The 15,229-nt window shown below is 70.7% G+C and carries 7 protein-coding genes; 2 read left to right on the top strand and 5 right to left on the bottom strand.

Features of this window, described 5'->3' with window-relative positions:
• Positions 1 to 4: 4 nt before the first annotated feature.
• A complete protein-coding gene (locus OHB00_RS48865) occupies positions 5 to 694 on the bottom strand; it encodes a DUF6215 domain-containing protein (protein ID WP_406445230.1) in 690 nt (229 codons plus the stop codon).
• A gap of 159 nt (positions 695 to 853) precedes the next feature.
• On the opposite strand from OHB00_RS48865, the gene OHB00_RS48860 reads away from it, so the two are divergent.
• Together OHB00_RS48860 and OHB00_RS48855 are read left to right on the top strand one after the other, a co-directional pair.
• Positions 854 to 1,558, top strand: coding sequence for an alpha/beta fold hydrolase (locus OHB00_RS48860; protein ID WP_406445228.1), 705 nt, complete (start codon positions 854 to 856; stop codon positions 1,556 to 1,558).
• A gap of 56 nt (positions 1,559 to 1,614) precedes the next feature.
• Complete coding sequence (locus OHB00_RS48855) at positions 1,615 to 3,537, top strand: glycoside hydrolase family 5 protein (RefSeq protein WP_406445226.1); 1,923 nt, start codon at positions 1,615 to 1,617, stop codon at positions 3,535 to 3,537.
• A gap of 13 nt (positions 3,538 to 3,550) precedes the next feature.
• Here the strand turns inward: OHB00_RS48855 and OHB00_RS48850 are convergent, their stop codons facing one another.
• The 4 genes from OHB00_RS48850 to OHB00_RS48835 all read right to left on the bottom strand — a co-directional run bounded on the left by OHB00_RS48850 (position 3,551) and on the right by OHB00_RS48835 (position 15,133).
• Entirely contained in the window at positions 3,551 to 4,021 is a 471-nt protein-coding gene (locus OHB00_RS48850) for a hypothetical protein (RefSeq protein WP_406445224.1), read from the bottom strand.
• A gap of 23 nt (positions 4,022 to 4,044) precedes the next feature.
• Entirely contained in the window at positions 4,045 to 4,383 is a 339-nt protein-coding gene (locus OHB00_RS48845) for a hypothetical protein (RefSeq protein ID WP_406445223.1), read from the bottom strand.
• A gap of 113 nt (positions 4,384 to 4,496) precedes the next feature.
• A complete protein-coding gene (locus OHB00_RS48840; RefSeq protein WP_406445221.1) occupies positions 4,497 to 5,582 on the bottom strand; it encodes a hypothetical protein in 1,086 nt (361 codons plus the stop codon).
• The gene (locus tag OHB00_RS48835) at positions 5,582 to 15,133 is read right to left on the bottom strand and encodes a LamG-like jellyroll fold domain-containing protein (RefSeq protein ID WP_406445219.1); all 9,552 of its coding nucleotides are present in this window, start codon (positions 15,131 to 15,133) and stop codon (positions 5,582 to 5,584) included. Before OHB00_RS48835 ends, OHB00_RS48840 begins: the two co-directional genes overlap by 1 nt.
• Positions 15,134 to 15,229 lie beyond the last annotated feature (96 nt).

The following is a 15,229-nucleotide window of genomic DNA, read 5'->3' as shown; positions in this document are numbered from 1 at the left end:
GGCGTCAGCCCTTGTTCCAGCCCGGGACGGTCGGCAGTACCTGCTCCGCCACCCGCACCAGGGCCATGTCGTCCGGCGGTACGTCGTCCTGCCGCCAGATCGCGACTTCGAACGTGCCCGTGCCGTCGTCCTCGCCGTGTCTGGAGACCAGGACGCAGCGTGCGGTGCCGCCGGGGCCCGTGGTCGCCTTGCCACCGCCGAGGCTGAAGCCGATGGAGATGGTCGGGCTGGAGTAGAGAACGGCGGGGTGGCCGAGGACGGTCGTCCCGCGGGCCTCGCCCAGCAGGCCGCCCGCCTCGGAGACGGTCATGTCGTCGTACGACGCCGTCAGTTTCACGGAGTACGTGTCCAGGGTGACCGTGGCCTCGGGCTCGGCGATCTTCCTGCCGCCGGCCAGTGTCAGCCACTCCCCGCTGCCGTCGGCGGTCTCGACGTGCTCGCGCGAGGTCCCGAGCAGGGCGGGCAGGTCCGGGCGGTTGAGCGCGGCGCACAACTTGGCGCCGGAGACATAGCGGGCCGGCAGGTGGTCGTGCGGCTTCGAGCAGGCCGCCGGTTCGCCGGCCGTGTCCTTCTGGTGGACGAACGCCTTCTGCGCCCACAGCGCGCCCAGGACGACCGCGAACAAGGCCACCGCCGCCACCGCCTGGAGCCCCGGTCTGCCGTCCTTTTCGGGCTCGGCGAAGCCTTCGGTCATGTCCCCCACCCCCGCTGTGCGTCCCCTGTGCGCCGTGGAGCCTAACCGATGTTCACGGGGAAGGCACGCGCCGCACATGCCCCTCGGTGGCAGGGGATCGCTCCGAGAGTGTTTGATGGCGGGTGCACGCTGCAGGCCGGAGAGGGCAGGGGGGACGCGGTGGCCGACGGACGGGTCGTCGAGGCGGGCGGGAGCGCCCTGGTGGTGCGTCGCAGGCCGCGGGACCGGACCCGGGCGGCGGTGCTCGTCCTGCACGGCGGGCAGGAGAACGGACGCCGTCCGGCGCGCTCCTGGCATCCGGCGGCGCTGCGCATGCGCCCCTTCCTCAGCGCCGCCGCCTCGGCCTCCTCGCCCCGGGACGTGCTGGTCGGCCAGGTGCGCTACCGCTACCAGGGCTGGAACGACGCCGCCGACCCGCTCCAGGACACCCTGCGCGCCCTCGACGAGCTGCGCGGCCTGACCGGCGACGCGTCGGTGGTACTCATCGGCCACTCGATGGGCGGCCGGGCGGCGCTGCGCGCGGCGGCCGATCCCTCGGTGTGCGGTGTGCTCACGCTGGCTCCCTGGTGCCCGCCCGGCGATCCCGTGGACGATCTCACCGGGACGCGGATCCTCGTCCTGCACGGGGACCGTGACCGGACCACCGGCCCAGCCGACTCGGCGGCGTACGTACGGCAGGCCCGTACCGCCGGCGCGGAGGCCGGGATGGTGCTGCTCAAGGGCGGCGATCACGCGATGCTCCGCCGCAGCCGCGACTGGCACCGCGCCTCGGCCGCCGCCCTCAGGCGGCTGCTGCGCCCCGAACGCGCCCTCGACGGGTGGACGGCCGCGGCCTGCGCCTCGCAGGAGCCGCTTCTGCGCTGACCCGTGCCCTGGTAGGGTGCCTCGCCCCCACGGGACATCCACTCAGAGGACTGCCGATGCCGATCGCACGATCGTTCCGGATTGTCACGTACCTGACAGCAATGTTCCTGGTACTCACCCTGTTCGGCACCGCCCCGGCCACCGCCGGTCAGCGGACCGCGCAGTCCGCCACGCCGGCACCGGCCGCGTCGGCCACGGGAACCTGGCAGCCCCCGCTGTCCACCCGCGGCCGCTACATCGTCGACGCCGCCGGCAACCGATTCCGCCTCAAGGCCGCCAACTGGGACGGCGCACAGGGCTCCTGGACGGGCAGCGGCAGCAGCACCGATCCCGCGAACCACCACGCGGGCCAGGACTCCCACGGCATCCCCCTCGGCCTGGACCGCGCACCTCTCGCCCAGCTCCTGTCGGACTTCCAGGCCCTGGGCATCAACAGCATCCGGCTGCCGTTCTCGAACGAGATGATCCATACGACGGCTCCGGTGCCGGACTCCGCGGTCACCGCCAATCCGCAGCTGCGCGGCAGGACACCGCTGGAGGTCTACGACGCCGTCGTGACCGCCCTCACCGGCGCCGGCTTCGCCGTCATCCTCAACAACCACACCAACACCTCCCGCTGGTGCTGCGGAGTCGACGGCAACGAGCGCTGGAACAGCGGCCAGTCGACGCAGCAGTGGGCCGACGACTGGGTCTTCATGGCCCGCCGCTACGCCGCGAACTCCCGTGTCGTCGGCGCCGATCTCTACAACGAGGTGCGCCGGGACGTGCTCGACGACCCCAACTGGGGCCTGGGCGACGACCACGACTGGTACGCGGCGGCCCAGCTCACCGCCGACCGCATCCTCACCGAGGCGAACCCGAACCTCCTCATCGTCATCGAGGGCATCAACTGGACCGGCCTGCCGGTCGACGGCCTCCCCCACGGCCGCCCCGTGCTCACCCCCGTCCGCACCCTCTCGAACACCCTCGTCGACGCCCACAAGCTGGTCTACTCGGCCCACTTCTACGGCTACACCGGCCCCAGGCACAGCGGCGCCACCGGCATCGGCGAGACCAGTGACCCCCGCTACCAGGACCTGTCCCGCGACGACCTGTACCAGGCCCTCGCCGACGAGACGTTCTTCGTCACCGCCGAGGGCAAGCACTACACCACGCCCGTGTGGGTCAGCGAGTTCGGCATCGGCGCGAACGAGACGGGCACCGCGGCCCGCACCTGGTTCGGCAACATCACCGACTACTTCGCCGACCACGACACCGACTTCGCCTACTGGCCGCTGGTCGGCTGGGAGGGCCACGACGACTGGGCGCTGCTGCGCTACGACACCACCGGGCACCGGTCCGGCATCCTCGACGGAGGCGACTGGCGGGCCACCGCCTGGGACCACCTCAACACGTCTCCCATCCTCAGCGGGTATGTCGAGCCCGGGACGACCTGGCGCATGCTCTCCACGGACCACGGCGACCAGGTCGAGTCCCTGCGGGTGCGGTCGGGCGGCGACTGGGACTCGGGCGCGTACAAGGCGGTCTGCCCGGACGGGCTGCGACTGATCGGTCTCGCGCACTCCGGTGGACGCGGACTGTGCACCGACGCGACGGCCGGCGATCTGCGCGCCGCGGGCAACGCCCGGACGGTGGTCACGGACGAGCGGTACGTCCCGGCGGGCGGCGACTGGGCGTCCGGGTACACCAAACTGCAGTGCCCGGCGGGCCAGTTCGTCATCGGCTACAGCCGTCGCGGGGAGCGGGTGTCGGCGGTGCTGTGCGCCCCGGCACGCGTCGCGTCGGGCGCCGGGGGCCGGACGGTGTGGTTCGACCGGTCCGACAACCGGCCCGCCGACGGGGCGGGCGACGACTTCGCGTACGGCGCCTACAAGGGCCAGTGCGCCGCCGGCGAGTACATGGCGGGCGTCGCCTTCACCACCCGGGTGGGCAGCGCACAGGGGCCTGCCGCCGCGCTGTGCGTCCCGTTGCCGTCCTGAGCGGATCCGTCGGTCACCGGCCCGCCGCTCCGGTCACCACCTCGGACAGGGCCCGGACGCTCACCGCGTCCGGACTCAGGTGGGTGGTGCCGGTCAGCGGGCGGTCGCCGACCACCACGAACCGCGCCTTCGGGAGCGGCCGTTCGGTGAGGCGGGCGGCGACCGCCGAACGGGCCGCGTCGTCCGTGGTGACGACGGTGGAACAGCCCATCACTAGCAGGGAGTTGACGTAGGCCGCGGGCTTGACCCCGGTCGGTATCCGATAACTCTGCACGATCAGGCGCCCGCTGCTCGCGCGGGCCACCTGGCCGAGCGCCGCCCAGGTGCCCGTCGTGTCCGTGTCCGCCGTGGTGAGCAGGCAGGCCCGGGTGGCGGCGTCGATGTGGGAGACAGGGGCCGGGGCGGACGGCGCGGCGCCGCTTCCGGCCAGCAGCGACCACGCGGCGAGCGCCGCTCCCGCTGTCACCGTTCCGGCAGCGGCCATGACGGCTCGTCTCCTGCTCCGGCTCACGGCCGTTCGTCCCATGCCCGGTTCACCTCGCTCTCCTGCATGCCCGCCCCCGTGACGATGCCGTGCCGGGCGCGTACCGCGCCGATGGCCGGATCCCGCACCGAGACTGACAACCGCCATTCGGACTGGTGGGTCATGGCGTCCACGAGCTCGTGCCACGTCGTACCCGTGCCGTTCATCGCCTCGGTCAGCCGGATGTCCAGCGCGAAGTCTCCGGCACCGTCCGACCCGGCAACCGGTACGTCGGCCGGCCGCAGGACGTCACCGTTCGGCCCGCCGATCCGCACGGTGCAGGTGACCGGGTCGCTCAGCGCCGGGTCCAGGGTGGCCGGCACGCGCAGGAGAACGAGGCCGCGGATCTCCTCCCAGCGCCGCGCTCCACTCCCGTACGGGGCGGCGGGAGCAGCCCGGTCAGAGGGCTCAGCAGGGGGCGCACTGGCCTTTCCTTTCACGGCCACATCGCCATGGCGATGTCGACGGCGCTCTCCTGCATGTTGTGGCCGACGACTATGCCGTCCCGGGCACGGGCGCGACCGATCGCCGGATCCTGTACCCACACGTCGAGCGTCCAGTCCCTCTCCCGGTTCATGGCGTTCACGATCTCCGGCCATGTCATGCCGGTGTCGTTCATCTCCTCGGGCAACCGGATGTCGAGCACGAGGAGGCCGTTCACCCGCTCGACCGTCGCGGCCGCTCCCCTTCGGTCCAGGAAGCCGCCATGAGGTGACTCGATGGACACCCTCGCCCGCACGGGTTCACCGATCTCCACGTCCAGGGTCGCTGTGATCCGCAGCGCGTCATCGTCCACCCCGAACCCCTCGATCGTCATGCGGGGTGTCGGGGGGAGGTCGTACGTGGGCCGACCCGGTCCCGAGATCCAGGTGACCGGTCCCTGTTCCGCTCGCTCGCGCTCACGCTGTGCCAAGAACCTGTCCACGTACTCCGTGGGGTCCTGCCCCGCAGCCAAGGCCGCATATTCCTCCCGCGCGGGCATGAACCGGGAATGCGGATGGCCGAGAACGCCTGGCAGGTCTGCCGGGCGGTCGGCCGGATCTCCGAGCATACGGGCGAGGAATTCCGCCATTCCGAAGGGATATTCGTATGCCGCACCCTCGCGGTATCCGACGAGAACCACCGGCCAGTCGTCCGGATCCCCACCCGAGACCCGCCACATCAGGTCGTAGCCGACCGGAGTGACTCCCCATCCCAGCAGAGACCCCGGGGCCGGCCACGCCGGAAAGTGCCTCTTCCCGTAGAAGGTCCAATGTTCGCTCGCGACTGTCGGGGTCATGAGCCGCACAGTGAGGTAACCGGGCTCGTCCCGGTTCTCAGGTGTGGCGACCGCAATGATGCCGTCGATTCCGCCCGCGCCGTAGACATTCATGAAGTCGCGGTAGTCCCGCGGAAAAGCTGTTCCCCAGCGGGCTTCGATGTCGTCCCAGGGCAATGTGTCGACACCGGCGCTCGGGGGAGGAAGCATCTGTGCCAGCCGTTGCACTGCGGGATGCATGTGGTCCTCCTTCTCCGCCGTCATCACAGGACGCCGGGGGTCGGCAGGGAACTGGAGCAGGTGGAACACGAGGTGAGCCCGATGTTCACCCAGGCATGCCGATTCGGACTGTAGATCACATTGGGCACCACGTCGGTGCGGAGTTCTCCAGTCGTGCTCGCCGCCACCATCACGAACGCGTAGGGCACCGTCCGGTTGCCCGCGTACATGGGTTCCACGTGGTAGTGGACGTCAGCGCCGGACAACACCTCTGCCCTCGTGTCGTTCTCGAAGTCCCGCATGTTGCCGGGGCGCCCGGGGTCGGTCAGGTCCGAACGGGAGGCGTTCGTGGACCGGCCGCAGGTGGCCTCGTTGTCGAGGACGCCCTTTCCGCCGAGCTGAGCTCCGAGAAGGTGGCAGGCATTCACCGAGCGTTGTGGCATGCTCACACCAAGTTCGGTGGAGTACTGCCGGGCCCACAGGTAGCCAGGCACGCCACCGGTGTTCGAGCCGCTCCCTTTCGCCAGAGGACGAGTGAGGCAGGCGTCCACGCCCGTGGCCCGATTCCCGTTTGCGGCGTCACGCGGCCCGTAGACCGGGGCGGAGCTGCCGCCGCATCCACTCGACTCCTCGTCAGAGGCCCCGCCCGAGAAGTAGAAGTTCTCCGTCGCCCCCATCCTGACCGCCGCCAGCGAAAGCGTGATCTTCAGTTTGGTCACCGGGTCGGTGTGCTGCAGATGCGCACTGTGCGTGACACTCAGCGTCGCCGTGCCGATCGAGTGGGTCAGCTTCACCGCGTGGGCGCGGATCGCCGCGCGGATCGCGGCCCTGCGGGCGGCGGCGATGCGGGCCGCGCGAGCGGCCTCGGCGGCGCGTTCCGCGGCGGTGGGGCCCCGGTAGGAGTATCGGTACGAGGAACGGTACGACGAGCGGTATGTGGACCGGCCGCCGCGCGAGGAGCGCGAGCCGCTCCCCTCTTCCTCGTCCTCGTAGCGCTCCTCCTCGTAACGGGCCTCCTCGCGCTTGGCGTTGGCGATGTCCTCTTCGTCGTCCTCGTAGGAGTAGTCGCTCTCGGACGCCTCGGCGGCCTCGTCCGCGGCCTCGCTCGCCTCCCAGCTCTCGTACGCCTCGTAGCCCTCCTCGATGCCCTCGCCGAGCAGCTCGGCGCCTTCGTAGAGGGCGATGCCCTCGCCGATGCACAGGTCCTCAAGGCAGTGGCCGCTGTGGTCGGTGTTGGTGAGCGGGGCGTCGCCGCCGTACGCGTACGGGTTGGCGTTCGTGCTGTCGCCCACCGCCGGGTTGTCGACCGTGTCGGCGGAGTCGAAGGAGCCGGTGTCCGGGGTGTACCAGCGGGCGTGCATGTCGACGGCGCCGGTGGCGGGGTCGGTGAACTCGCCCTGGTAGCCGAGGTCACCGGTGAGGTTGCCGGAGATGACGGTGCCCCAGGGGTCGTAGCCGGCGGAGCCGGTCAGGGTGGTGCCGGTCGCGGTGAACTGGCCGATGAGGTCGCCGTGCAGGTCGTTCAGGGCGAGGGTGGCGCCGGTCGCCGCGGACGACTCGCCGGTGAGGGCGCCGGACGCGTCGCGGCTGTAGGTGGTGGTCCCGTCGGATGCGACCAGGTTGTCGGTGCCGGAGTAGGTGAGGGTCGCGGAACCCGCGGTGAGGGCGCGGCCGAGGGCGTCGTAGGTGTAGGTCGTGGAACCGGCGGTGATCTGCTGGCCGTAGGCGTCGAACGTGTACGGCGTGGAGTCCTTGGCCGCCAGGGTGCCGCGCGCCGTGTAGGTGTAGGTGTGGGTGCCGTCCGAGGTCAGCTGGTCGCGGGCGTTGTAGGTGTAGGTCGTGGCGCCCGCGGTCAGGCGGTTGCCGTCGCCGTCGTAGGTGTAGCCGGTGGTGGTGGAGCCGGCGGTCCAGGAGGTGAGTCGGTCGGCGTAGTCGTAGGCGTAGGTGTCGGTGGCGGCGCCGCGGACCCCGGTCGTGGTCTTGCCGGTGAGGTTGCCGTCGTCGTCCCAGGCGTAGGCGATCGAGGCGATCGTGGTGCCGGCGGGAGTGGAGAGGGTGTCGGTCTGCTCGCGGTGCTGGGCGTCGTAGCCGTAGGTGCGTACGTCGCCCGAGCTGCCGTAGGTGATGGTCCTGGGCTGGGAGAGGGCGTTGTACTGGTAGGTGAGGGTGGTGCCGGTGGCCGCGTCCGTGTCGGTGCTGAGGCGGCCGTCGGTGTCGTAGGCGTAGGTGCTGGTGCCGGCGGCGTCGGTGCGGGTGAGCGGGGATTCGTCGGCGTTGTAGGTGAAGGAGGAGTCGCCGGCCGGGCCGGAGGCGGTGAGGACGTCGCCGAGGGCGTTGGTGTCGTAGGTCTCCCAGGTGTCGCCGACCGCGCCGGCCACCAGGTGGCCGTTGAGGGAGTAGCGGAAGCTGCGGGTCGCGGTGGTCGCGTCGGCGCCGGTCGCGCTCTGTCCGGTCAGGTCGTCGAGGGCGTCGTAGGTGTCGGTGAGGGTGACGCCACCCGGATCGGTCCGGGTGACCAGGCGGCCGCGTTCGTCGTAGGTGTAGCTGGTGGTCCGGTCGGCGTCGCTGGTGTAGCCGGCGACCGCCGGGACCTCCTTGGTGGCGGGCAGGCCGAGCGCGTTGTACGTGTAGTACGTGGTGTCGCCGTTGCCGTCGGTGTAGGCGGTCTGGCGGCCGGTCGCGTCGTAGCCGTACTCGGTGGTGAGGGACGCGGTGTCGCTGACGGGTTCGGTCTGCTGGGTCAGGTCGCCGGCGGCGTCGTACTGGTAGCCGGTGGTGTGGTGGCGGGCGTCCGTCGCCGTCTTCAGCCGGCCGTCGTCGGTGTAGGTCGCCGAGGTCGAGGACAGCGTGGTGCCGTCGGTGTCCAGGTTCGCGGTGGCCGTCTCGCGGCCGGCCGCGTCGTAGGTGGCGGTGGTGGCGGTGCGGTCCGGCAGGACGGTCCTGATGACGTCGTCGCGCAGGTCGTAGGTGTACGCCGTGGTGTCGCCGGTGGTGTCGGCGGCCGTGCGGGTGCGGCCCAGCGCGTCGTAGGTGTACTTCGCCGTGACTCCGCTGACCGAGGCGGTCTGCGCGACCTGGCCGGCCGTGTTGTAGGCGGTGTCGGTCTCCTGCCTCGACTGGGCGGTGGTCGAGGTGTAGACGTACGCCCAGTCGCTGCTCCGGCGGCCGAGGTCGTCGTAGCTGTGGTGGGTGACCGAGCCGTAGGGCGAGGTCTCGGTCAGCCGGTCGCCGGCCAGGTCGTAGGAGTAGGTGAGGACGCCGCGGGTGTCGGTGCCGTCGACGGAGATGGCGGGGTTGGTCTGCTGGACCAGGTCACCGAGCTGGTCGTAGACGTAGTCGGTCTCGCCCTTGGCGTCGGACTCGCTCAGGGTGTCGCCCGCGGCGTCGTAGGTCCAGGCGGTGGTGGCGGAGGTGCCGTCGTACGCCGGGAGGGTGGTGCCGGTCCTGCGGCCGTCGCGGTCGTAGGCGGTGGCGGTGATGTGGTGCCCGGCGTCCTCGGACTCGGTGCGGTCACCGAAGGTGTCGTAGCCGTCGAGGGTGATCGGGTAGTCGGTGGCGGTGGCGCCGGTACCCGGGGTGGTGACGGTGATCGCGGGGCTGGTGGTCGTGGTCAGCCGGCCGGCCTGGTCGTTGGTGTAGTGGGTGACCTGGTGCTCGGCGTCGGTGGAGGTGACCTTCAGACCGCGCTCGTCGTAGGTGGCGCTCGTGGTGAGGGTAAGGGCGCTGGAGACGTACTGCGCGGAGGAGAGCACGTCACCGGCGGGGTCGTAGGTGTACGTCCACTTCTGTGCGGGGTCGCCGGCCGCGTCGGTCTCCGTGGAGGTCAGGACGTGGGAGTCCGCGTCGAAGGTGTACGTGGTCGACCGGTCGAGGGTGTCCGGGTCCTCGGTGGTGCCCGTGGTGCGGCCGGCCGCGTCGACCGTGTACGTCGTGGTGAGCGTGCCGTTGGCGGTGGTCCTGCCGGTGAGGTCGCCGGCGTCGTCGTAGGAGTCCTGCTCGTCGACGAGGGTGGTGCCCGCGGAGCCGGTGCGGGTGACCTGCTCGGTCAGGCCGTTGTCGTAGTAGGCGTAGGTCGTGGTGACGCCGATGCCGTCGGTGAGGGTGTGGAGGCGGCCGGCCGGGTCGTACGTCCGCTGTTCCAGGAGCTTGGCGGCGGCCGTGCCGGGAGTCGCCGAGGAACCGGTGTAGTTGGTGAGGGTCCTGGTGAGCGGGTTGCCGTTGGCGTCGTGGGTGAAGGCGTAGGCCTGACCGTCCGGGTCGGTCTCGGTCTGCTTGTTGCCGTAGGCGTCGTACGTGAAGGCCGTGGTGTGCTGTTCGGGGTCGGTGACCGTCTTCGGTTCGCCGAAGTCGTTGTAGGCGGTGCTGGTGGTGCGGGCGGTGTCGCCGCCGGTGGTGTCGGAGACGGTGCTGGTGAGGGTGTTGCCGTCGGCGTCGTAGGTGCGGGTGGTCAGGGCGGTGTGCACGATCGCCTGGTTGACGGCGTTGGGGGCGGCGGGGTCGAGTTCGGTGAGGACGCGGCCCAGCGGGTCGTAGGTGTACTGGGTGACCAGGCCCGCCGGGTAGGTGTCGGAGATCTCGGTCCTGGTCAGGACGCGGCCGACGGCGTCGTACGTGTACCGGGTGACCAGGCCGAGCGGCGAGGTCTCCTGGGCGAGGTCGCCGTTCGCGTAGTAGACGTACGAGGTGATCGCGCCGCCGGGGGTGGTGGTCGAGGCGAGCAGGCCCGCAGGGGCGACGGTGCCGGAGACGTAACCGGCCGTGGTGGCACTGGTGTACGTCTTCTTCGTGGTCAGGCCCGCGCTGTGGCCGGTGACCGGCGGACTGGTGCTGGTGAGCAGGTTGCCGTTGGTGTCATAGGTGTCGACGGTCTGGTAGGTGGTGTCCGTCGAACTGGCCGAGCGGCCGTCGGAGGAGGTCAGCAGCTGGTCGTTGCGCGGGTCGGTGTCCGAGTCCGCGTTGAGGTAGTAGGTGTAGTACGACGTCGAGCACTTGGCGGCCGACTGGTCCTGGCAGGTGGTCCGGGAGACCACGTCACCTCGGGAGTTGTGGCCGGTGGTGGTCACGTCCCCGTTGCCGTCGGTCGTGGTGTGGACGAAGCCCGAGGTGTCGTAGCCGTAGGAGGTGGTGGCACCCGTGCCGTCGGTGTCCGTGAGGATCCGGCCGCCGTCGGACAGGTCGTAGGTGCTGCTGAGCGTGTTGTTCCCGGGGTCGGTGACGTCGACCGAGGCGGTGGCGATGGTGCCGCCCGCCTGCTTGTACGCGTTCCACTGGGTGGCGACCTGCGCGGAGGTCAGGTTGTGGCCGTAGAAGGCGACCTCGGCGATGGAGCCCTTGAAGTAGCTGACGTCACCGGGTGAGTCGAGCCAGCTCTTGGCGAAGCCCGCGCCGATGTAGGTGAGGGTGTTGGACTGGTCGGCGGGGGTGCCGGAGAAGGTGTCCTGCTTGGTTCCGTCCAGGAACAGTGCCTGGCTGTCGACGTCGCAGCTGAGCACCGCGTAGTGCCAGGCGTTGTCGGTGACCGCGCCGGTGGAGCCGAAGTCGGCGCTGCCGGAGCCGCTCACGCTCCACCAGTGGCCGTGCAGCTTGCCGTCGGAGCCCACGTACAGCACCGGCGTCCAGGTGCCGGAGGCCGAGGTCGCCCCGTCGATGGCCGTCGACTGGTCGCCGATGAGCACGCCGGACGTGGAGGTCTTGAACCAGATGCCGATGCTGCGCTTGGTGCCGGTGTGCAGCAGGTCGGCGGGGACGGAGACGTAGGAGTCGGTGCCGTCGAAGGAGGCGGCGGTGTTCGCGGTGCTGTCCTTGGCGCTGAACGGGCCGCTCACCCCGAGGGTGACGTTGTTGAAGGTACCGTCGCCGCCGTCGACCTCGTCGTCCGCGTAGGCCGCCGAACCGTCGTCGGCGTCGTCGCCGAGCTGCCAGTAGCCGGCCGGATCGGCGCCCAGGACCGAGCCGCGGAAGACCGCGCTGGAACCGGCCACGGTGGGGGCGCCGAGCTTCCAGCTGCCGCCGTGCTCGTCGGTGACCTGTGTCAGACGGTCGGCGTCGGTGTCGTAGGACACGGCCGCGGTGGTGCGCCCGGCCGGGCTCACCTCCTTGGTCAGCAGGGCCGCGCTCGCCGTGCCGGCCGTGTACAGGTCGCCGGCCTGCGAGGCGGTGAGGGGGTGGCTGTAGAAGGAGACGTCGGAGATGGAGCCGGTGAAGTAGCTGACGGCGCCCGGGGAGTCGATCCAGGAGTCCGCGAAGCCGGCGCCGATGTAGGTGTCGGCGTTGGACTGGTCGTCCGGGGTGCCGGAGAAGGTGTCCTGCTTGGTGCCGTCCAGGTACAGGGTCTGGGTGCTGCCGTCGGAGCTGAGCACGGCGTGGTGCCAGGTGTTGTCCGTGACGGTGCTCGTCGAACCGAAGTCGGTGCTGCCGGAGCCGCTCACGCTCCACCAGTGGCCGCGCAGCTTGCCGTCGGAGCCGATGTAGAGCACGGGTGTCCAGGTGCCGGAGGCCGCCGTGGCACCGGTGACGGACGTGGACTGGTCGCCGATCAGGACGCCCTTCTTGGACGTCTTGAACCACAGTGACACCGCACGGGTGGTGCTGGCGTGCAGCAGTCCGGCCGGGACCTTGACGTAACCGGTGCCCGCGAAGGTCGCGGCGGTGGCGGAGGCGCCGGTGAGCGGGCCGGAGGTGCCGCCCAGGGTGGCGTTCTGGTAACTGCCCGCGTCCGTCTGCTCGTTGGCGAGGACCGAGGAGGCCGCGGTGGTGGCGCCGGATGCCTGGTCCAGGCGCCAGTAGCCGCTCGGGTTCGCGTCCAGGGCGGCGGCCGGGTAGTTGGAGCCGGACTCGTAGGTGTACGCGTAGCAGGAGGTGGACGCGGTGGAGGCGCTGCTGCTGGACGGCGGGCATACGGAGGTGAGCTGGTCGCCGGTGTAGCCGTAGCTCCACAGGGCGGCGGTGCTCGTGTCACCGCTGGTGGCGGCGTCGGTGGTGACCGTCTGCACGTGGTAGTGGACGGCGCCGGACGGCTTGGACCAGGTGAAGTACAGGGTGCGGCCCGAGACGTTGTTCTTGATGGTGCTCAGGCGGTGCGACGTGTCGTAGGTGAGCGTCTCGGTGAGCCCGGCGTGGGTCTTGATCTGCGACAGCAGCCAGATGTTCGTGCCGCCGCCGGTGTCGAAGGTGTACGTCGTGCCCGAGGTCTCGGTCAGCGAATAACCGGCCGAGAGGGCCTTGAAGGTGCCGTAGGTGCCGGTGGGCGGGGTGTAGCCGGAGGCCGAGTAGCCCCAACGCTGCTGCTTGCCGCCGTCGTCGGTGGTCACCACGCTCTTGGAGCCGTCGTCGTCCATGACGGCCCGCATGTCGGCGAGCGCCGACCAGCCCGCGCCGAAGGCACCGGCGGTGCTGGTGTCCAGGGAGTTGTAGGAGCGGGTCACCTCCAGGGCCGGGCCGACGGTGGTGACCGACGCGTCGGTGGCGGCGGTGGTGAAGTTGCCCGCCTCCTCGTCGTAGCCGTGCCCGCCGTTCTGCGCCAGACGTGAGGCGACCAGGGGCTGGGCGACCAGGGTGGACAGGGCTCTGCTACCGCTCGTGGTCGTGGACCAGCCGTCGTTGGCGGAGACCGTCCAGTAGTACGACGCCGACCAGTCCAGGTCCCCCGACGGAACGGTCCACTTGGCGGAGGTCTGCCAGCCGGAGGTGTCGATCTGCTTGCCCGCCGAGGTGTAGACGGCGAAGTCGTACTTGAGGGAGGAGTTGGGGAAGGTGTCCGGGTCGACGGCCTTGGCCTGGAGTTGCGGGCGCAGCGACGGCGAGACGAAGTTGGCCGCCGGGTTGGTGCGTTCGATGTCCGGTGCCGAGTTCTTGCTGTAGGTCAGCGTGATGTAGGGGGCGTGGGAGTCGACCTGGGAGGAGTCGAACTTCTTCCACTGGTTGGAGCTGGTGCCCGAGGAGAACACCGACAGGCCGTAGTTGCCGGTCTCGCCGAGGGCGACCTCCTGGAACCAGTCCGTGTCCAGGTCGGTGGTCTGCCACTGGCCGGTGCCGGTGGAGACGGAGGTGTTGCCACACACCGTGTCGGAGACCGTGCCCGACCAGGTGCCGATGGAAGCGGCGGTCGAAGGCCGGTCCGACCAGGACTTGCTGCCGGTCACCCACCACTGCTCCGTGATCGGCATGACGTTGTACGAGGTGGCGGAACTGCACGTGTACGCCCACACGTCGAACAGGTGCAGGGCCGCGGCACTGATGTGGTAGCCGTCGGTGTCCGGCAGCCCGAGGAACTTCATGAACGCCTGGCCGATGTAGGCGCCACCGTCCGGGGTGCCGACGCGCATGGTCGTGTCCGACGAGTAGTCGGCGGTGTTCGGGTAGTAGACGTACGTCGTCAGGGTCTGGCCCGCGGTCGACACCGTCATCGTCGGGTCGACGGTCACCGGGAAGGCGATGCCGGATCCGGACAGCCAGGACGGATCCAGGGACATCTTCACGGCCGGGGTGCCGTCGACGTCGGTGACGCTGTACGTCATGCCCCAGTTGTCGTGGGACTCGCCGGTGGTGGGGTCGACGTAGGAGTCCCGGGCGAACGGCTGCGGCAGCGTCGCGGCGACCGTGCCGCTGCCGTCCACCAGCTCCACCGTGCCGTCGGCGGCGGTGGTCAGCGTCAGTCCCTTGAGCGACATCGGGAACACCCAGCTGGTGGGCGCGTTCGCCGAGGTCAGCACAAGGGACTCCTTGACGCCGTCGGCGGTCGGCGCGAGCACGAGGTTCGTGTCGGTGAGGACGCCGTCGTACTCGACGGAGGAGCCGGAGGCGGTGCCGGTGACCGCGTCGGCGCCGGCGAGGGACCAGGACACCGACTCGCTGTCGGAGAGGGTCAGGGTGGCCAGGTCGCCCTGGGCGGAGGTGCCGGAGCTGACGGTGGGGCTGGGCGCGGCGGTCGGGTCGTCGGAGGCGGTGGCCTCGCCGGAGGCCGCGGTCTTCCAGGTGAGCGCGGCGGGGACGACGGAGCCGCCGCTCCCCCGCAGCACGGACTGCTGAATCGATTCCTCAGCTCCGGTGGCGGGCGCGAAGGAGACCCCGAGGGAGTTGGCCTTCTCGTGCCAGCGGCCGTCCTCGCCCCGCGCGACCTTGGTGTCGATCGGCTTCCAGGTGCCGGCGGAGTCCTGGAAGTTGACCGTGGACTGCCAGATCTTCCGGGTGAAGGAGCCGTCGGTGTTCCGGTAGTAGTCGAACCGGGCGCCGGACTTGGCCGCCACCCGCTTGCTCGTCCTGGGGTCGAACCCGGTCGCGGCGGCGCCCGACCGCGCCTGCTCCGCGGTGGTGTGCGGCGCCTTCCAGGGAGCGAGCTGCCCCCTGCCCTTGCCGGCCTCGTGCCCGGCCGGGTGGCCCTTGACGTCCTTGGCCGGGTTGACGTCGGCGGCCGAGCCGGTCCTCGAACCCGGTCCGGAGCCGTCCTTGCCGGCGAGCCACTTCCACAGGTGCCCGAGATCGGCGCCCAGGGAGCCGGCGGGCCGGGTGGCGGCATAGGCGGCACCGCCCTCCTGCGCCCAGAAGGACACCACCAGCGCCAGGACGACGCCCCAGACACGCCAGACATGCCACCGCACCAGCGGACGCACTCCACCCACCGACTTTCCCACGCACCGCTACAGGACAGGAGCAGCCGATGCGTCAGGTCGTCGCCGTGTTCATGCAGGCTGTGG

The organism is Streptomyces sp. NBC_00631 (genome assembly GCF_045206895.1).
Classification (GTDB): Bacteria; Actinomycetota; Actinomycetes; order Streptomycetales; family Streptomycetaceae; genus Streptomyces.
This window is presented reverse-complemented; position numbering and strand designations above follow the sequence as displayed.

Coding starts and splice junctions, on each gene's coding strand:
- OHB00_RS48865 (WP_406445230.1), bottom strand. CDS start 694: ATGACCGAAGGCTTCGCCGAGCCCGAAAAGGACGGCAGACCGGGGCTC.
- OHB00_RS48855 (WP_406445226.1), top strand. CDS start 1,615: ATGCCGATCGCACGATCGTTCCGGATTGTCACGTACCTGACAGCAATG.
- OHB00_RS48850 (WP_406445224.1), bottom strand. CDS start 4,021: ATGGCCGCTGCCGGAACGGTGACAGCGGGAGCGGCGCTCGCCGCGTGG.
- OHB00_RS48840 (WP_406445221.1), bottom strand. CDS start 5,582: ATGACGGCGGAGAAGGAGGACCACATGCATCCCGCAGTGCAACGGCTG.